Annotated in this window: 19 protein-coding genes; 5 read left to right on the top strand and 14 right to left on the bottom strand. The window is 63.7% G+C overall.

The window, feature by feature from the left end; genetic code table 11:
* Positions 1-56 precede the first annotated feature (56 nt).
* A complete protein-coding gene (gene amaB, locus ACS3WB_RS02875; RefSeq protein ID WP_438274067.1) occupies positions 57-1,568 on the top strand; it encodes an L-piperidine-6-carboxylate dehydrogenase in 1,512 nt (503 codons plus the stop codon).
* A 99-nt stretch (positions 1,569-1,667) separates the two neighbouring features.
* Here amaB and rocD read toward each other — a convergent pair whose 3' ends face one another.
* The 4 genes from rocD to ACS3WB_RS02855 all read right to left on the bottom strand — a co-directional run bounded on the left by rocD (position 1,668) and on the right by ACS3WB_RS02855 (position 5,717).
* Entirely contained in the window at positions 1,668-2,885 is a 1,218-nt protein-coding gene (rocD, locus tag ACS3WB_RS02870; RefSeq protein WP_438274066.1) for an ornithine--oxo-acid transaminase, read from the bottom strand.
* A gap of 195 nt (positions 2,886-3,080) precedes the next feature.
* Positions 3,081-4,469 carry an ATP-binding protein gene (locus tag ACS3WB_RS02865; protein ID WP_438274353.1) on the bottom strand — a complete coding sequence of 463 codons (1,389 nt, stop codon included), beginning with the start codon at positions 4,467-4,469 and terminating at the stop codon, positions 3,081-3,083.
* A 10-nt stretch (positions 4,470-4,479) separates the two neighbouring features.
* Positions 4,480-5,208, bottom strand: coding sequence for a response regulator (locus ACS3WB_RS02860; protein WP_292695435.1), 729 nt, complete (start codon positions 5,206-5,208; stop codon positions 4,480-4,482).
* Entirely contained in the window at positions 5,205-5,717 is a 513-nt protein-coding gene (locus tag ACS3WB_RS02855; RefSeq protein ID WP_438274065.1) for a MarR family winged helix-turn-helix transcriptional regulator, read from the bottom strand. Before ACS3WB_RS02855 ends, ACS3WB_RS02860 begins: the two co-directional genes overlap by 4 nt.
* 273 nt (positions 5,718-5,990) lie before the next feature.
* Between ACS3WB_RS02855 and ACS3WB_RS02850 the strand changes: the two genes are divergently transcribed.
* Positions 5,991-7,103, top strand: coding sequence for a branched-chain amino acid aminotransferase (locus ACS3WB_RS02850; RefSeq protein ID WP_438274064.1), 1,113 nt, complete (start codon positions 5,991-5,993; stop codon positions 7,101-7,103).
* Positions 7,104-7,138: 35 nt separating this feature from the next.
* Here ACS3WB_RS02850 and ACS3WB_RS02845 read toward each other — a convergent pair whose 3' ends face one another.
* From ACS3WB_RS02845 to uvrC, 6 genes are all read right to left on the bottom strand, one after another.
* The gene (locus tag ACS3WB_RS02845) at positions 7,139-8,557 is read right to left on the bottom strand and encodes an MATE family efflux transporter (protein WP_438274063.1); all 1,419 of its coding nucleotides are present in this window, start codon (positions 8,555-8,557) and stop codon (positions 7,139-7,141) included.
* A 179-nt stretch (positions 8,558-8,736) separates the two neighbouring features.
* Positions 8,737-9,750 (bottom strand): 50S ribosomal protein L3 N(5)-glutamine methyltransferase, encoded by a 1,014-nt coding sequence (gene prmB / locus ACS3WB_RS02840; protein WP_438274062.1) that lies wholly within the window; start codon positions 9,748-9,750, stop codon positions 8,737-8,739.
* On the bottom strand, positions 9,750-10,229 hold the full coding sequence (locus tag ACS3WB_RS02835; protein ID WP_438274061.1) for a molybdenum cofactor biosynthesis protein MoaE: 480 nt from the start codon (positions 10,227-10,229) through the stop codon (positions 9,750-9,752). The genes prmB and ACS3WB_RS02835 overlap by 1 nt, the downstream gene beginning before the upstream one ends.
* Positions 10,230-10,250: 21 nt before the next feature.
* The gene (gene moaD / locus ACS3WB_RS02830; protein WP_438274060.1) at positions 10,251-10,502 is read right to left on the bottom strand and encodes a molybdopterin converting factor subunit 1; all 252 of its coding nucleotides are present in this window, start codon (positions 10,500-10,502) and stop codon (positions 10,251-10,253) included.
* The gene (gene pgsA, locus ACS3WB_RS02825; protein ID WP_438274059.1) at positions 10,499-11,116 is read right to left on the bottom strand and encodes a CDP-diacylglycerol--glycerol-3-phosphate 3-phosphatidyltransferase; all 618 of its coding nucleotides are present in this window, start codon (positions 11,114-11,116) and stop codon (positions 10,499-10,501) included. The genes moaD and pgsA overlap by 4 nt, the downstream gene beginning before the upstream one ends.
* A gap of 143 nt (positions 11,117-11,259) precedes the next feature.
* Positions 11,260-13,338, bottom strand: a complete 2,079-nt coding sequence (gene uvrC / locus ACS3WB_RS02820; protein WP_438274058.1) for an excinuclease ABC subunit UvrC — start codon at positions 13,336-13,338, stop codon at positions 11,260-11,262.
* Between the two features lie 262 nt (positions 13,339-13,600).
* Between uvrC and ACS3WB_RS02815 the strand changes: the two genes are divergently transcribed.
* Positions 13,601-14,221 carry an outer membrane protein gene (locus tag ACS3WB_RS02815; RefSeq protein WP_438274057.1) on the top strand — a complete coding sequence of 207 codons (621 nt, stop codon included), beginning with the start codon at positions 13,601-13,603 and terminating at the stop codon, positions 14,219-14,221.
* A 92-nt stretch (positions 14,222-14,313) separates the two neighbouring features.
* Here ACS3WB_RS02815 and ACS3WB_RS02810 read toward each other — a convergent pair whose 3' ends face one another.
* The 4 genes from ACS3WB_RS02810 to ACS3WB_RS02795 form a co-directional block, all read right to left on the bottom strand.
* The gene (locus tag ACS3WB_RS02810; protein WP_438274056.1) at positions 14,314-14,529 is read right to left on the bottom strand and encodes a cold-shock protein; all 216 of its coding nucleotides are present in this window, start codon (positions 14,527-14,529) and stop codon (positions 14,314-14,316) included.
* A 252-nt stretch (positions 14,530-14,781) separates the two neighbouring features.
* On the bottom strand, positions 14,782-15,636 hold the full coding sequence (locus ACS3WB_RS02805) for a 23S rRNA (adenine(2030)-N(6))-methyltransferase RlmJ (protein WP_438274055.1): 855 nt from the start codon (positions 15,634-15,636) through the stop codon (positions 14,782-14,784).
* 191 nt (positions 15,637-15,827) lie between these two features.
* The gene (locus ACS3WB_RS02800) at positions 15,828-16,517 is read right to left on the bottom strand and encodes a ribonuclease T2 family protein (protein WP_438274054.1); all 690 of its coding nucleotides are present in this window, start codon (positions 16,515-16,517) and stop codon (positions 15,828-15,830) included.
* Positions 16,518-16,693: 176 nt separating this feature from the next.
* Positions 16,694-17,149 carry a hypothetical protein gene (locus ACS3WB_RS02795; protein ID WP_438274053.1) on the bottom strand — a complete coding sequence of 152 codons (456 nt, stop codon included), beginning with the start codon at positions 17,147-17,149 and terminating at the stop codon, positions 16,694-16,696.
* A gap of 166 nt (positions 17,150-17,315) precedes the next feature.
* Here ACS3WB_RS02795 and ACS3WB_RS02790 point away from each other — a divergent pair, with 166 nt between their 5' ends.
* Together ACS3WB_RS02790 and ACS3WB_RS02785 are read left to right on the top strand one after the other, a co-directional pair.
* Positions 17,316-17,606 carry a hypothetical protein gene (locus tag ACS3WB_RS02790; protein ID WP_438274052.1) on the top strand — a complete coding sequence of 97 codons (291 nt, stop codon included), beginning with the start codon at positions 17,316-17,318 and terminating at the stop codon, positions 17,604-17,606.
* 50 nt (positions 17,607-17,656) lie between these two features.
* Positions 17,657-18,187, top strand: a complete 531-nt coding sequence (locus ACS3WB_RS02785) for a DUF3617 domain-containing protein (protein ID WP_438274051.1) — start codon at positions 17,657-17,659, stop codon at positions 18,185-18,187.
* The last annotated feature ends 183 nt before the right edge of the window (positions 18,188-18,370 follow it).

The raw sequence follows: 18,370 nt of genomic DNA, 5'->3' as shown, positions 1-18,370 counted from the left end.
AACATGCCGCAACATGAGCGGTCAGTCAGCGACCGTTCGACGAAAGAAAATCTGCCGTGCTCGCAAACGATGTCACATCCCTGCTCGATCATCTCGGCGTGGCTCCCGACCGTCGGCATGGTACGCGTGCCGTGCGATCGCCGCTGACCGGCGAGACCATCGCTTACGTCGAGGACGCAAGTCCGCAACACGCCGCCGAAACCATTGCGCTGGCCGACGCTGCATTCCGGCAATGGCGTCAGGTCCCTCCGCCGCAACGCGGCGAGCTGATCCGCCTGCTCGGCCTCGAACTGCGCGCCGCCAAAAATGCGTTGGGCCGTCTGGTCACCATCGAAGCCGGCAAGATCGTGTCGGAAGGCCGTGGCGAGGTGCAAGAAATGATCGACATCTGCGATTTTGCGGTCGGCCTGTCGCGGCAGCTTTACGGCCTCACCATCGCCAGCGAGCGGCCCGATCATCGCATGATGGAGCAATGGCATCCGCTCGGCCCGGTCGGCGTCATCACATCGTTCAATTTCCCCGTCGCGGTGTGGTCGTGGAATGCGGCGCTGGCACTGGTCTGCGGCAATCCGGTGATCTGGAAGCCGTCGGATAAGACCCCGCTGACAGCGCTGGCGGTGCAGGCGCTGTTTGAGCGCGCCGCCGCAAAGGCTGGCGCCGTTCCGGACGGCCTGTCCACATTACTGATCGGCGGACGCGACGTCGGCGAACTCCTGGGCAACGATCCACGGGTGCCACTGGTCTCCGCGACAGGATCGACGGCGATGGGCCGCGAGGTCGGGACGCAGCTTGCGCGGAGGTTCGCGCGCAGCATTCTCGAACTCGGCGGCAACAACGCCTCGATCGTCTGCCCGTCGGCGAACCTCGATCTGGCGTTGCGCGCCATCGCCTTCGCCGCCATGGGCACGGCCGGTCAGCGCTGCACCACGCTGCGGCGGCTGTTCATTCATGACAGCATCCACGATGAGTTCGTCGCGAAACTGAAACGCGTTTATGCCTCGGTACGGATCGGCGATCCGCTTGCAGATGACGAGGTGCTGGTCGGTCCGCTGATCGACGAAGCCGCATTCCAGAACACGCAGCGAGCGCTCGACGAGGCTCGCACGCACGGCGCACGGGTCCACGGCGGCGAGCGCCTCGATGACGAACGGTTTCCGGATGCGTATTACGTCCGGCCGGCGTTGGTGGAGATGCCGGCGCAGACCGGACCGGTGCTGCGCGAGACCTTCGCGCCGATCCTATACGTCATGACATATACCGACCTCGACACCGCGATCGCGCAGCACAACGCCGTCGCTCACGGACTGTCGTCCTCGATCTTCTCGACCGACATTCGCGAGGTGGAGAAATTTCTTTCCGCGAGAGGCTCCGACTGCGGCATCGCCAACGTCAATATCGGCCCGTCCGGCGCCGAGATCGGCGGCGCGTTCGGCGGAGAAAAGGAAACCGGCGGCGGCCGGGAAGCCGGCTCCGACGCCTGGAAAGCATATATGCGGCGTCTCACCAGCACCGTGAACTACGGCGACGATCTTCCGCTCGCACAGGGCGTCCGTTTCGACATTGGCTAGAGCGTTTTCGACGGAAGTGGATACGGTTCGCGTGAAGAGAACGCGTCAAAACATGAAGATTGAGCCCCGCTTCTGATTCCATCAGAAGCGGGAAAGGCTCTAGGGATGCACGTCCGCGCGAGCGAATTCGTCCAGCACCTCGGCGACGCGATCCGCCGCCCAATCGATCTCGGATTCCTCGATAATCAGCGGCGGTGCGAAGCGAACGGTGTTGCGGTGCGTGTCCTTGGTCAGCACGCCGGCCTGCAACAGCCGCGTCGCAACCGTCGCCGCGCTGGCGAGATTGCGATCCAACTCGACGCCGGCGAACAATCCGCGCCCGCGCACCTCGCGGATGATCGGATTCCTGATCGCGGCGAGCCGGATGAGCAGATGCGCGCCGAGGCGGGCCGATCGCTCGATCAAATTCTCCTCGATCAGCGTATCGAGCGCCGCCAGCCCGACCGCCGCGGCGATCGGATTGCCGCCGAAAGTGCTGCCGTGATCGCCGGGCTTAAACACCTGCATCACATCGCGGCGCGCCAGAAACAACGACACCGGCAGAAGACCGCCGCCCAGCGCCTTGCCCAGCGTCACCGCATCCGGCTTCACGCCGTCGTGCTGGCAGGCCAGGAGCTTGCCGGTACGACCGAGTCCGGATTGAATCTCGTCGCAGATCAGCAGGACGTTTTGCTCCCGGCAGATGCGCGCCACCTCGGCAAGATAGCCCGGCGGCGGCACATTGATGCCGCCCTCGCCCTGGATCGGCTCGACCAGGAAGGCCGCGGTGTTCGGCGTGATCGCCGCCCGGAGCGCCGCCGCGTCGCCGAACGGCACCGACCTGAACCCGAGTGGAAACGGCCCAAAACCGTCGCGATATTGCGGTACGGATGAGAAACCGACGATGGCGATGGTGCGGCCGTGAAAATTGCCGTCGCACACGATGATTTCGGCGCGGTCGGCCGGCACTCGCTTGACGGTGTAGGCCCATTTACGCGCGGCCTTGAGTGCCGTCTCTACTGCTTCCGCGCCGCTGTTCATCGGCAACGCCTGATCCATCCCGGTCAGCGCGCAGGCACGGCCGAGAAAGGCGCCGAGACGATCGCTGTAATAAGCGCGCGAAATCGTGTCGAGTTGCCGCGCCTGATCGGTGAGCGCCTGCACCAACCGTGGATGACAGTGCCCGAAGCTCGCCGCCGAATAGGCGCCCATCATGTCGATGTAGCGCCGCCCGTTTTCATCCCAGAGATAGACGCCCTTGCCACGCGCGAGAGTAACCGGCATCGGCGCATAATTGGAGGCGCCGAAGCGCATTTCGAGTTGAACCGAGCCATCCATACCGCTCGCTCCTTCGACTCGAGGCTGTCCCGAGGCCGCAGAGTGTTATGCGCGCCTGCCAGAACGGGCTCGATTTAAAACTGGCTTGATTACAATGTGGGGCCGCGACGCGGGAAAGCCAGAGCATGACCTCTCAAAGTGGCAAACAGTCGAAACCGGATTTCTTCGCAGCGAGGAAACGGACGCTAGTTGCCGTTACACCGGCACCCGGACCGTCGCGCGCAAGCCCCCCATCGGACTGTCGCCGAGCGTGATGTCGCCGCCATGGGAGCGCGCGATGTCGCGCGCGATGGCAAGACCGAGACCGGAGCCGCCCTCGTCCTGATTGCGGGCGCTGTCGAGCCGCAGGAACGGCTTGAAAACTTCCTCGCGCATATCCTGCGGGATGCCAGGGCCGTCATCGTCGACCATGACCGTGAGCCAGCGGTGATCGCGATGGCCGTTGATCGCAATGGAGTCGGCATGGCGCGCCGCGTTCGACACCAGGTTGCCGAGGCAGCGCTTGAGCGCAGCCGGCTTGACGGTGACGACGGGAAGCCCTTGAAAATTGGTGGTCGCGGCGTGGCCGTTGCGCTCGGCATCGCTGCGCAGATCCTCCAGCGCGGCCGCCATGTCGGTCGGCTGCGCCTGCTCGCCGCTGTCACCGCGCGCAAAAGCGAGATAGGCCTCAAGCATCCCATGCATTTCGTCGACGTCCTTGCGCATGCCGTCGACTTCCGGACTGTCGCCGATCAGCGCCATTTCCAGCTTGAAGCGGGTCAGGATGGTGCGCAGATCATGTGACACGCCGGCCAGCATCGCGGTGCGCTGCTCGATGCTGCGCTCGATCCGCATCTTCATTTCGATGAACGCCTGTGCGGCGCGCCGGACCTCGCGCGCGCCCCGCGGACGGAAGTTCGGCGCATCGCGGCCCTTGCCGAAGCGCTCGGCGGCGTCCGCCAGCAGCAGGATCGGCTTGATCTGGTTACGCAGGAACAGCACCGCGACGAACAGCAGGATCGATGACGTGCCCAGCATCCAGAAGATGAAGATTTCCGAGTTCGAGGCATAAGCGGCGCTACGCTGCGCGAAGACCTGCATCACCGCGTCGTCGAGCTGGATCCTGATCTCCACCAGACTGGAGCGGCCGACCGTATCGATCCAGAACGGCTTGCCGATCTGCCTGCTGATCTGCACCGACAGCGATTGGTCGAGCAGCGAGAAGAACGGCTTCGGCCCGGGCGGCGGCATGTCGCCCGGCGGCAGGAAATCGACCACGAGCCCCAGCCGCTGCTGCGCGATGCGCCGGATCGTCGCGCGATCCTTGTCCTGCGGGTAGTCCTTGTAGATATCGATCAGCGCGGCGACGTCCTGCACCACCGCCGTCGACAGTCGCCGTGTCACCGTGTTCCAGTGCCGCTCCATGAACACGAAAGCGACCACCGATTGCAGCACCACCATCGGCACGATCATGATCAGCAGTGCGCGGGCGTAGAGGCCCTTGGGCATCCAGTTCTTGAATGCTCGCGCCATCCTGCCATTGGCGAGGGATACGCGCCGGGACGTTGTACGGATCAGCGTCATGCCGGCGTCGAGCGTGCTCATCATCGGCAGCTCAGGGCGCTGCGACCAGGCGATAGCCGACGCCGCGCACCGCCTGCAGGAAGAGCGGATTGGCCGGATCCCGCTCGATCTTCCGCCGCAGCCGGTTGATCTGAACATCGACGGCGCGCTCGTTGACGGTGCCTCCGCCGTTCAGCTCGCCGCGGCGAACCGTCTCGCCGGGCGTGGCGGCCAGCACCCGCAGCATCTCGCGTTCGCGATCGGTGAGATGAATGACGTCGTCGCCCTGCCGCAGTTCCCCACGGTCCAGATGATAGACATACGGCCCGAACGCGATCGATCCGGTCCGCGCCGTCGGCAGCGGCATCGTGCGCTTCAGGATATTACCGATCCGCAGCACCAGCTCTCGCGGCTCGAACGGCTTGGCGAGATAGTCGTCAGCGCCGATCTGCAAGCCCTCGATGCGACTCTCGGCCTCGTGACGCGCCGTCAGCATGATGATGGGCACCGCGGACGAGGCACGGATGAAGCGGGCGAGATCGAAGCCAGTTTCGCCGGGCATCATGATGTCGAGGATCAGCAGGTCAAAATGCAGCCCGAGCAGTTTCGAGCGGGCCGCCTTGGCGCTCATGGCCGTGGTGACACGGTAACCCTCCCCCGCCAGAAAACGCGACAGCAAATCGCGGATACGCCGGTCGTCATCGACCAGCAGCAGATGCGGGGCGTCATCGGCAGGCCTCACCGGCGCGCGCGCGATCCCTGCCGTTTGCATTCCCGTCATGCCTTCACCATCTTGCCGTCGGCCCGCAGGATCGCCTCCAGCACCTTGTCGGGATCGTCGTGGTCGATCATCCCGAGCAGGAACTTGCGCACGGCCTCAACGCCGGACGCGTCGAGACCTTGCAGCGCACGTACGATGCGGTCGGTCTGCAACCCCGCGAGTTTCCCCACTAGCGCCTCGCCTTTCGCGGTGGCGAAAAGAAGGCGTTGGCGCCTGTCGGCGTCGCCAGCCTTCTGCACAATGTAGCCTTCATCGAGGAGTTGCTTGAGAACCCGCCCCAGCGATTGCTTGGTGATGCGCAGTACCTCGAGCAGGTCCGCGACATTAAGCCCGGGATAACGGTAGACGAAATGCATCACGCGATGATGGGCACGACCGAAGCCGAATTCTTCCAGCACATGGTCGGGATCGCCGACAAAGTCGCGATAGGCGAAGAACAGCAACTCGATGATGTCCCAGCGCGTCTCTGCGGGGCGTTCGCCGGGCCGTTGCGGATCGGCGGACGTCATGCCGGAACGAGTCGGAGAATTTAGGACAACCATATTGACATATCTTTGGTCTGAATGTTACAAGGCGGACGTCCACTGCGAAATATTATATCGTCCCGCGAAATTCCCGATCAGCCCTATCATACGGCAAGGCCAATCGGTCCTTCGTCGGTGCGATGTAGAGCTGCCTTTCGGCAACATACTGGACTTCGCGCCGTCCGCCAAAGCGGAAACCGGACTTCGCGGAGCGGCAATAGCCTGCAACGCGAAGACTCTTTCAAGCCGGAGAACACCATGAGAGCTTCGTTCGAAAAAACCGATGGCGCGGTGTCGTTGACATTCGATGTCCAGCCGACGGTCAGTCCGACGCCCGCGACCGTGCGCGAAGCAAAGCTCGCAGATCCCGGCTTCGGCCGGGTGTTCACCGATCACATGGCGGTGGTACGCTACAATCACGCGAACGGCTGGCACGGCGCGCGGGTCGAAGCGCGCGCCAGCTTCCCGCTCGATCCGGCGACCGCCGTCCTGCACTACGCGCAGGAGATTTTCGAAGGTCTGAAGGCCTACAAGCGTGACGACGGCGGCGTGAACCTGTTTCGTCCGGACGCCAACGCAAGACGCTTTCGCAATTCGGCCGAGCGCATGGCGATGGCGGCGCTGCCCGAGCCCGTGTTCATCGAAGCCATCGAGCAACTCGTCCGCATCGACCGCGACTGGATTCCCGGCGGTGAAGGCAGCCTGTACCTGCGGCCCTTCATGATCGCCAACGAAGTCTTTCTCGGCGTCAAGCCATCGGCGGAATACATCTTCGCGGTGATCGCATCGCCGGTCGGTTCCTATTTCAAGGGCGGGCCGGCGCCAGTCTCGATCTGGGTGTCGGAGAATTACACGCGCGCGGCGGTCGGCGGCACCGGCGCCGTCAAATGCGGTGGCAACTATGCCGCCAGTCTGCGTGCGCAGGCCGAAGCCATCGATCGCGGCTGCGATCAGGTCGTCTTCCTGGACGCGATCGAACGCCGCTACATCGAGGAACTCGGCGGCATGAATATCTTCTTCGTGTTCGACGACGGCTCACTCTCGACGCCACCGCTCGGTACCATTCTGCCGGGCATCACCCGCGATTCGATCATCACGCTCGCCAAAGAGTCCGGCACGCACGTGCGCGAGGAACCCTACACGATCGACCAGTGGCGCAATGACGCCGCCAGCGGCAGGCTGAAAGAAGCCTTCGCCTGCGGCACCGCCGCCGTCGTTTCTCCGATCGGCAAGGTGTGCTCGACCCACGGCGATTTCACCATCAATGGCGGCGCCGCCGGTCCCGTCGCGATGGGCTTCCGCAAGAAACTGGTCGATGTCCAGTACGGACGCGCGGCGGATACGCACGACTGGACCCGCAAGGTGCTGTGACCGGCCACGCGCGCATAGTTGTCGGCTCAACCGAGTCAGGCCTCGCGATATCGCATAGTCTTTCGAGGCACCAATCCCAGCCGCTCGCGTCTGACCCAACGCGTGATCATCAGGATGGCTACGGCCGCGAGGCCCGACGCCAGGCCGATCCAGATGCCGGTGCCCTGAAATCCGAGCCGGAAAGCAAACAGCAAACTCAGCGACATGCCGAAGCCCCAATAGCCAAGACCGGCATAGATCATCGGCACGCGGGTATCCTGCAGGCCGCGCAGCATGCCGGCGCCGACCACCTGCGCGCCGTCGGCAATCTGAAACACCGCCGCGCAGGTCAGAAACGACACCGCGAGTCCGACCACCTCGGCATTCGCCGCATCGTTGATGTCGACGAAAGCACCGATCAGCCATCGCGGCGCGGCGATCATCAACACGCTGGTCGCGGTCATGAAAGCGATCGCCAGCGCGAAGGACGTCCATCCGGCGCGGGTGATCCCGTCACGGTCGCCTGCGCCGTAAGCGCGGCCGACGCGCACCGTCGCAGCCTGCGACAGTCCCATCGGCACCATGAAGGAGACCGAGGCGATCTGAATCGCAATGGCGTGAGCCGCGATCGAGGCCGTGCCGAACTGTCCCATCAGGAATACCGCGGCGTTGAACACCGTGATCTCGAAAGCGAGCGCTGCGCCGATCGGCAGACCGACGCGCCACAGCGTGACAAGACGCGGCCAATCGGCGCGCCACCAGTTGCCGAACAGATGGAAGCGACGAAACTTGCGGCCAAGGCTTGCCACCAGCACCAGCCCGACGAACAGGAAGGTGTTCGACAATGTCGTCGCGATGCCGGAACCACGCAGCCCTAACGCGGGCAGACCAAGATGACCGAACACCAGCGCCCAATTCGCGGCGATATTGAACAGGATCGCGGCCGCCGTCACCAGCATGGCCGATAACGGCCGCTCCAGCGCGGCGAAGAACGATCGCAACGCGATAAAGCCCAGCGTCGGCAACATGCCCCATTGCAATGCGCGCACGAACACCTGAGCATCCGCCGCAAGCTGAGGTTCCTGATCGAACAGAATGAGGATCGCCTCGCTATGCCACAGCAGCAGCCAGCTCGGCACCGCAATCAGAACCGACGCCCATAATCCCTGGCGGAACGTCCGCCGCACGTCGCGCACCGAATGCAGCTTGCGACCGAACGCTTCGGCCATCATCGGCGATGTCGCGGTGACGATGCCAATGCCGAAAATCAGGATCGCGAAGTAGAGATTGACGCCAAGCGTTCCCGCGGCCAGCGCGGAGGGACCGACGCGGCCCAGCACAATGACATCGGTTGTCGTCAGTGCAATTTGCGCGAGATTGGTGAGGACCAGCGGCCAGCCAAGCGTCAGCGTCGCCCGGAATTCTCCAAGCCAGGGATCGCGCGAGAATACACTATGGCGGGCGTCAAAAAGCATTTGGTCCGTCATCAACACGGCAGAACGAACAGAAGAACATTTTCCGGACGACAAAAACCTCCGACGGTATCGCCGGAGGTCCTCATGCGTCGTTCGCTGGATCGCCCTTAATTAAGTGAACTCCGGCGATTTTGCCAGAGGCCCGAACGCAAGGTGATCGACCGCGCCAGATCGGCTTGTCATGCGGACACAACATCGGCAAGCCTGACCGCCTCTAACCAGAACACCTCCCCTTCGGACTCCTCGGTGTCGAGCCAGAGAAGTTCCGCACGAGGGTACGCCTTCTCGATCGCCGGCTTGCAGCGGCCGACCTCGCATAAAAGTCCGCCGCCGGGCGCGAGGTGAGCTTTGGCGCCGTCGATGATACGACGCACCAGATCGATGCCGTCGGCGCCGCCGTCGAATGCCATCCGCGGCTCCGCAAGGCATTCACGCGGCAAGCCCGCCATGCCTTTCGCATCGACGTAAGGCGGGTTCGAGATGATGAGATCGTATCGCTGATCCCTGAGCGCGGCGAACAGGTCGCCTTGCAACAGCGTGATGCGGTTTTCCAGACTGTGCTCGCGCACGTTGCGCGCGGCGACCGCGAGCGCGTCTTCCGACAGGTCGGCCGCGTCGATCCTCGCATCCGGAAATGCGCGCGCGGCCAGAATGGCAAGGCATCCCGAGCCGGTGCAGAGATCGAGCACGCGGGTCACGGCTGCCGGATCGCGCAGACGCAGCGGATGGTCGTCACCGAAATGCGAGTCGAGGATTTCGCCGATGAACGAGCGCGGCACGATCACGCGCTCGTCGACATAAAACGGCAGCCCGCGCATGTACATTCTCTTGACGAGATAGGCGGCGGGCTTGCGGGTTGTGATGCGCTGCTCGACCCAGCCGAGGATGCGTTGGGCTGCGGCCTTCGGCACGCGCCGCGCGGCGTTCGGCTCGACCTCGTCGGGATGCAGGTTCATGGCCTCGCCGACCAGGAAAGCGGCCTCCGCAACCGGATCGGTGGTGCCGTGCGCAAAGGTCACGCGCGCGCGCGTGAGCCTTGCGGCGGCGAAGCCGACATAGTCGAAAATCGTCGCGAGTTCGGTAGCCGCAGCGGTGACATCGGATTTGGCGGTCGCGCGCGCCGGCCGGCGTTTTTTGGCTGAACTGCGGGTTGCGGCTTCCGAGTGTCCGCCGCGCGCGGCGGTCTTGGCCATCAGGATTTGGCCCAGCGCGCCGCAGCCGTGTCGTCGCGATCGTGGGCGTCAACCCAACTTGATCCGACGGAGCCCTCCTCGCGCTTCCAGAACGGCGCGCGAGTCTTGAGATAGTCCATCAGGAACTCGGCCGCATGAAACGCCGCCTCGCGGTGCGCGGACGCCGTCACCACCAGAACGATATTGTCGCCCGGCACGATCCGGCCGAAGCGGTGAATGACGGTGAGGCCGGTGAGCGGCCAGCGCAAAACCGCCTCCTCGGCATGCCGCGCGATCTCTTCCTCCGCCATGCCCGGATAATGTTCCAGTACAAGTGCGGCGATCGCGTCACCACCCTCGCCGTCAGCCTTGTCGCTTCTGCAGATGCCGCTGAAACTGACGACGGCGCCGATATCGGTGCGGCCGCGCGAGAGCGCCGCGATTTCGCGCGCGACGTCGAAATCCTCTTCCTGCAGACGAATGGTGACGGGAACGGTCATGGCGACGCCGCTGTTTACAGATCAACCGCCGGTCATCGGCGGAAAGAACGCAATCTCGCGCGCGCCTGCGATCGCCGTGTCCTGCTTGACGTGGATGCGGTCGATCGCGGCACGGATCACCTTGGGCTTTTCGAACGCATGGGCGTATTCATCGCCCCGCTGCGACAGCCATGCGATCAGATCGGCAACCGTCGCAACGGCTTCCGGGGGCTCGAGCGCCTCCTCGGCCTTGCCGACCCGTTCGCGCACCCAGGCGAAATACAGCACCTTCATTTTTCATCCTCCTCGATGAGGTGGTGAATACCAGCCTGGAAATAGTCCCAACCCGTATAGATGGTGAAGATCGCAGAGACCCACAACAGCAGAAGCCCGATCTGGGTCACGAACGGAAATATCAGGTCGCCGGCCTCGCCCGCCAGCAGGAAGCCGATCGCAACCAGTTGCACGGTGGTCTTCCACTTCGCGACCTTGGTCACGGGCACGCTGACGCGCAACTCCGCCAGATATTCGCGAAGGCCCGACACGAGGATCTCGCGGCACAGGATCACGATCGCCGCCCACAACGTCCAGCCATGGATGATGCCGTCGGCCGCCAGCATCAGCAGGCAGGAGGCGACCAGGAGCTTGTCGGCGATCGGATCGAGCATTTTGCCCAAAGCAGATTGCTGATCCCAGATCCGCGCATAGTAGCCGTCGAGAAAGTCCGTGACACCCGCCGCGATGAACACCCCGAGCGCCACCCAGCGCAGGCGCAACGGCCCATCCATGATCGATTGCGCATAGACGCAACCCACCACCACCGGAATCGCGGCGATCCGGGCGCAGGTGAGGATATTCGGTAGCGACAGCATATGTTTCGCAGTCGCCTGGCTGGTTGCAGTGTTCATTTCATCTTACCAATACTGTCGTGGCGCGAACGTCAACGGTCACGGGGCGCATTTTGCCGCTTTGGCCGCGACGAAGGCCTTATCCATTGGTTCTTAATACGAAAAAAGCAGATGAATATCATGCCAAAATCGTAAAGCCACCTTTACGCTGACCGGGCGTGAAAAAAGTCGAAGATCCGGCGGGCGCTTTCGGCGCTGATGCCGGGAACCTTGCCGATATCGGCTACGGAGGCGCGCTCGATCTCCTTCAGCGTTCCGAAATGATGCAACAGCGCCCGCTTGCGCGCGGGACCTATGCCGGGAACTTCCTGCAAGCCGGCCTCGCGCATATCCTTTTTACGTAACTTGCGGTGCGAACCGATCACAAAACGGTGCGCCTCGTCGCGCAGCCGCTGGATGAAATATAGAACGGGGTCGCGCGGTTCGAGCTTGATCGCCGGGCGGTCCGGCAGGAACAGGGTTTCGCGACCGGCGTCCCGATCCGGGCCCTTGGCGACCGCCATCAGCGATATTCCGTGCAGCCCCAGCGCGTCGAAAATCCCACGCGCGGCATTAAGCTGGCCGAGCCCGCCATCGATGATCACGAGATCCGGCCATTGCTGCACCGTGTCCTTCTCCGGATCGGCGGCTTGCTGTGTCAGCAATCTCTTGAAACGGCGCTCCAATACCTCGCGCATCATCGCGTAGTCGTCGCCGGGCGTCAGACCTTCGGAGCGGATGTTGAACTTGCGGTACTGGTTTTTCAGAAAGCCCTCAGGGCCGGCGACGATCATCGCGCCGACCGCATTGGTCCCCTGGATGTGGCTGTTGTCATAGACCTCGATGCGCCGCGGGCTATGCGGCAAACCCAGGGCAGCCGCCAGACCCTGCAACAGCCGCGACTGCGTAGCGGTATCCGCCAGCTTGCGGCCAAGCGCCTCGCGCGCATTGGTCAGGGCATGGGCGACCAGTTCCTTCTTCTCGCCGCGCTGCGGCACGAAGACCGCGACCTTGCAACCGGCCTTGATCGAAAGCGCATCGGCCAGCAATTGGCTTTCCTCGATGCGATGCGACAGCAGGATCAGCTTCGGCGGCGGCTTGTCGTCGTAGAACTGGGCGAGGAACGCGCCCAGCACCTCCTCCGGCGTGAAGGATTTTTCCGCGCGCGGAAAGTAGGCGCGGTTGCCCCAGTTCTGCCCGGTGCGGAAGAAAAACACCTCGACGCAGGAATAGCCGCCCTCCTGGTGGATCGCGAACACGTCGGCCTCTTCCACCGTGCGGGGGTTGATGCCCTGCTGCGACTGGATCGCCGACAGCGCGGCCAGCCGGTCGCGGTAGAGCGCCGCGCGCTCGAAGGCGAGGTCGGCGGAAGCCTGCTCCATCGCGCGGGCCAGGTCCTCCTTCACGGCGCGGCTGCGGCCTGACAGAAAGTCGGTCGCCTCGCGAACCAGCGCCGTATAGCCGGGGAAATCGATCTCGCCGGTGCAAGGACCCGAGCAGCGTCTGATCTGATACAACAGGCACGGCCGCGTCCGGCTTTCGAAGAACGAGTCGGTGCAGGAGCGCACCAGGAACGCGCGCTGCAGCGCGGTGATGGTGCGGCCGACCGCGCCGGCGGACGCGAACGGCCCGAAATACCGTCCCGGCCGCGACTGCGCGCCGCGGTGCTTGAGGATCTGCGGCGCCCAGTGGTCGCCGGTGATCAGGATATAGGGAAACGACTTGTCGTCACGCAGCTGCACGTTGAAGCGCGGCCGCAATTGCTTGATCAAATTCGCTTCGAGCAGCAGCGCTTCGGTCTCGGTTCCGGTCGACACGATCTCGACAGTGCACGTCGCCGCGATCATGCGCGCGATGCGCATCACCTGGCCTGTCGGCCGCGCATAGGACGACAGGCGCTTGCGCACGTTCTTGGCCTTGCCGACATAAAGCACGTCGTTTGCGGCATTGATCATGCGATAGACGCCGGGCGAGGTCGGCGCATGGCGCACGGCGCGTTCGATCGCGGCGCGGCCGACCGCGAGCGGTCCTTCCTCGATCCCATCGGTGGACTCGTCCGGGAGATCGGGCAGCCGGGCCTCGTCGTCTTCGTCAGGCTCGACAGTCTCGGCGGTCTCGACCGTTGCGGGATCGACATCCTGTCCCGCCTCCACCGCCCCCTCTGGCCGCCGCATGTCAGCGTCGGAACCCGGCGGTCGTCCGGAGCCGGCCGGCTTTGCGGGATCGGAGGAATCGCTCGTCATGGCCTTCAATTAAGGGATGAAACCGGCGGATGCCAGCGGCGGCGAGCTTTACCAATTGCGCGGCGTGGTTGCGTCATCGGTTACGGAGCCGCCATGCCGGTAACACTTTTTTAAGAACAAGAGACGGTGGAAGCGCCGCCTTAAGAACCGCTTAACTTAAAACTTTCGATAAATCCTACGCACGGAATTTCGGAATTCGTAACCGTACCGCTGGCGGGGAAACGCCACGACGGGAGCGACGGCAAGGGGTTGGAGTATCGAAATGAGCAAGACAACGATCGCAGCATTGGCCGCCGTGGCATCAACGGCGCTGATCGGCACCGCGCAGGCCGCGGATCTGTCCTACCGCTCGCCCTACACCGTCAATCAGCCGCTCAATGCCTTCAGCTGGGCAGGTCCTTACCTCGGCGGCAACCTCGGTTATGCCTGGGGCAGCGTCCAGAACAGCGCCACCAAGCCGGACGGCGTGTTCGGCGGCGTGCAGGCCGGCTACAACTGGCAGAACGGACCGCTGGTGTTCGGCATCGAAGGCGACATCCAGGCCAGCGCCGCCGACGATACCTTCGCGCCGTGGAAGTTCTCTAATCCGTGGTTCGGCACGGTGCGCGGCCGCCTCGGCTACGCCTTCAACAACGTTCTGGTCTATGGCACCGGTGGTCTTGCCTTCGGCGAACTGCGCGCCGAAACCTTCGGCCTTTCGGAATCCCACACCAATGCCGGATGGACGCTCGGCGTCGGCGCCGAATTCGGCATCTACCAGAACTGGACCGCGAAGGTCGAATATCTCTATGTCGACCTGTCGAGCAGCAACTTCTCGATCACCGGCGCTCCCAACAGCTATCAGTCCGGACTGGTCCGCGCCGGCGTGAACTATCATTTCTGACGAGAACACCACTCACGCCTCAAACTCCCGGCCGTTCGCGGCCGGGAGTTTTTTCGTGATGCCAACGTGCAAGCGTGCCGCTGCGCCGCTCGTCAGGGCGAGATCACAAGATTGACCGCCTTGGGGCCCTTGCCCTTCTTGTCCGGCTCGACCTCGAATGTGACGCGTTGTCCTTCGGACAATTCCTTCAATCCGGCCTGTTCCACCGCCGTGATGTGAACGAATACATCGCGGCCGCCATCGTCTGGCTTGATGAAGCCGTAGCCGCGCTCCCCGTTGAAGAACTTGACCGTTCCAGTCATGGCCATCGGCAAAACTCCTCTCGCCGCATTGCATTCGCCGCCGCGTCCCCACGCGCCGACGAGACCTGACGTTCACTCCCGGCGATACCGCCGTCGCAGCCATCTCCAAAAAACAAGGCCTGCCTGACCGGCATTGCATTCCAGACATTGTAGCCAGGCTGCCCCGCTGCGGGAGGCGCCATGAGCCGGTCGCAAGCGCGGCAGCTTAATACGGTTCCAGTCGAACTGACTACGGCGAAATTGCACGTTGCGAGCGACTCAACCCCCGACCGCCTCCAGCCTGAACCTGGCGGCGCCGCCCTGACCCAGCGGCTTCTCCAGTTCGGGAAGGACAAGCTTCAGCTCAGCCCTCAACGTCCACGGCGGATTGACGATCAGGAGTCCGGCGGCGGTGAGCGGCCCGTCCGGCGTCTGCGGCGCAACGCTGAATTCAAGCCGCAGGCATCTGTCGGCATCGCCTCCGAATTCGGCGCCGACCCTGCGCGCCAGATCATCCGTCGCCCGGCGTCTTTTCGCCGGATACCACAGCATGTAGCAGCCGGTCGGCCATTTCGCGAACGCTCCGGCAAATCCGTCCGCCAGCCGATCAAATTCGTCCTTGTGCTCGAACGGCGGATCGATCAGCACCAGCCCGCGCCTCTCCTTCGGCGGCACGAAAGCGGAGAGCGCCGTCCAGCCATCGAGATCGACGACGTTGGCCTGGACGTCGCGGCGTAGCGCATTGACCAGGTGTTTGCGGGCCACGGGTTCGAGTTCGCAAGCCACCAGACGATCCTGCGGCCGCAGCAGAGCGCGCGCGATCAGCGGCGACCCCGGATAGGATCGCAGGTCTCGCTGCGGATTGAAGGCCCTGACGATATCGAGATAAGGCGCGACCAGCGCGCCGGCCGCGTCGGAAAACCGCGCCTGCATCAGCCGCGCAATTCCGGTCAGCCACTCGCTTCCGCGTGCCGCCTCCTCGCCGGTGAGATCGTAAACGCCGGCACCGGCATGGGTGTCGATGACGCGAAACGCCGCCGGCTTCTCCTGCAGGTAGGTCAGGATGCGAACCAGCACGATATGTTTGATAACGTCGGCGAAGTTGCCGGCGTGGAAGGCGTGGCGGTAGTTCATGGGGCGATGGATTCTTTTTTGGTGCTGATCGTATCACTTCCGTCATGCCGGACTTAATCCGGGCATCCATCTCTCAAAAAGAAGATGGATTGCCGGCATAGGCAAGCGGAAGAGATGCCGATCTTCGAACGGCTATGCCCGGCAATGACGTCGTACCGGCGGCGATACGCCTCTAACAAGCGAGCGAAAGACTAGCCGCCGCGCACCGGTGGAAGCACCACCTGATCCCTGCGGCAGGCGCGGCGGTCGATTTCCTCGCAGGCGCGGAATTGCAGGTCCTTGTTCATGCAGATCCGTACCTCGCTGAGCCTGGTGCGGTCGCAGATCACCGCGATCGCAGAATGGCTGAGCCCGGGATTGTCCTTGATGAAGGCGCTTTCGATGTCGTCGGGCGCAATGCTCTTCGGCGCCGCAAGATCGACGAATTCCGCAGGCACTTTCACCGCGGCGCGGGCTTTGCGGACCTCCTCGAAATAGGCTTGCGCGCCGAGGCCCGAGCAGGTGCCGTGCTTGTCCCACTCGCTGTAGATCAGGCCGGGGGCCGGCATCAAATCCAGCATCGAGGACATGATGCGACGATCAAGCCGGGGCGCGGGACGCTGGCAATAATCCGGAAAGCCGTGCTCGTATTGCGGCCAGAGGCCGTGCACCACGAAAGAGTACGGCCGTCCGCCGCATTGGGTCTGCTGCGACCGACTGGCGGTGCCGCGCTCGGCCGCTGCCGCGCAGAACGACGGCGACCACGACAGCGACAGCACGTAGAAATCGAACGCGCCCGGCGCGTTCTGGCGACGATCCTGCGCCGCGCCGTGTGTCCACCCCGCAAACAGGATCAGCCACGACAGAACAGACGCGGCGCCCGCGCGAGACACCCACCTCATAACGCCAAACTCCCAGCCCGGCCGACATCCGGCCCCGTTGTTCCGAAGTCTAACATTGGCATCGCTTTTCAGCGAGCCTTCTTGCAGATGTCAGAATCGATAGCCGGAGCTCGGCGGAGCGTGAATGTCGAATTCACTCCGCAAACCGGATCTGCATTTTTACGGAAAATGGTTGCTCAGGGCTGCGCTGCGCGGCAGGCCGGATTATAGGCCCAGTTGCGGTCGAGGCCGACCACGCACCACTCGACGCCCTGCCCGATGCTGGCAAACCCGCCATCCTCGATGATGGAATAATGCACCGTGCGGACCTTGCCGTCGCTGACCATCGCATCGGCGGTGCAATAGCGGCGCGGGATGTTGTCGGATTGCCAGGGCCGGAACGCGGTTTCATGGACGTTGCCATAGGCCGTGATTCGCAGGGGAGAACTCCAGAATTTGCTCTCCTTCTCCCAGAATTCCGACGTGATGACCGGCAGCCCGGCTTCGCAGCCCGGTAACCGTCCCTCATACCCCGGTCCGAACACCGGGAAATTGAAGGCCTGCGCTGCCGGCAGGGCGCCAAACAGTCCCAACGCCGCGCCGAACGCCGCGGCAAGGCCGGCTTTCTTCAAGGATATGATAAGGTTGCGCATGGGAGCATCCGCCGGTGATCCGAGCCCCGGACGGTGCCGCGAAGCCCGCGCGAGGTCAAGTGCGACACGGCAACACCCGCCGCCTAACTCCCTATCGGCCGGCTTGCTGTTCTTTTCATGGCCGGCGTGGCGTTCTAGACTTGGACCGGTAACGATGGAGATGACGATGAGACAGCTCGGAGCGGCTTTGCTGGCGGCGATGACGGGCGCGCTGGTTTGCGGACCGGCACGGGCCGACTGGGTGCCACCGGTCAAGGGCAACGACACCGGCGGCATCATCTCCTATGCGCTGGCCGCGACCGCCGACGTGCGCGTGATCGCGGTCGATCACTGCGCGCGCTACGGCAAGGTGGCGAAAGTCCTCGGTGTCCAGGCCTATCCGGGCGGATACATCTCGTTCGCCTGTCGCTGGGTGCCCTATGGGCCCGACCAGCCTCCGCTGCAAACCCGCTACTGAGCGGTCCCTGATCCACGTTTGCGAGTCCTGATCCTTTGACGGAGCCTGCGATGCGACGGTCTCTTCGACTTTCGATTCCCTTCTTGCCGCTGCTGCTTCTCTCGGCGGCACCGGCATTGGCGGAGATGCAATTGCCGCTGCGCAAGGCCGGACTATGGGACATCAAGGTCGATCACGAAGGCGCCAGGATGCCGGACGTGACGGTCCAGCAATGTACCAGCGAGGCCGTGGACCGCGAGTTCACCTCGGAATTCGCTCCGTCCGCCAAGCAGAACTGCTCGAAGGCCGACATTCAGAAAACCGCGGCAGGCTATGTCATGGACTCGGTCTGCATGATGGCGGGCGCGACCGTGACATCGCATGCCGAAACCACCGGCGACTTCAACTCCGCCTACACAGTGACGGTGACCTCGCGCAGCGAAGGCGGCAGGCTTGGAACCCGCGACAGCAAGATCACCATGGCCGCGAAATGGACCGGCCCTTGCAAGGAAGGTCAGAAGCCCGGCGACGTGGTGATGCCCGGCGGCTTCAAGATGAACATGCGCGATCTTGAAAAATTCAAGTCGATGGTGCCGAAGTGACGGAGCACAAATCTTTTCCCGTCCTTACGGGAAAAGTGCTCATGGCCTCATGCCTGGCGATTCTTCAGGCATATTCCCCGGTCGTCATCCGCGAAGGCGGATGATGCAGTAACCCGCAGCGCCATGGTTGACCAACCAGTGCTCCGGCACACTGGTGCGCCTGCGCGGACATGACGGCGGCCG

This window comes from Nitrobacter sp., assembly GCF_051535215.1.
Taxonomy (GTDB): domain Bacteria; phylum Pseudomonadota; class Alphaproteobacteria; order Rhizobiales; family Xanthobacteraceae; genus Nitrobacter.
The sequence above is the reverse complement of the archived record's forward strand: the minus strand, read 5'-3'. Positions and strand labels throughout refer to the sequence as shown.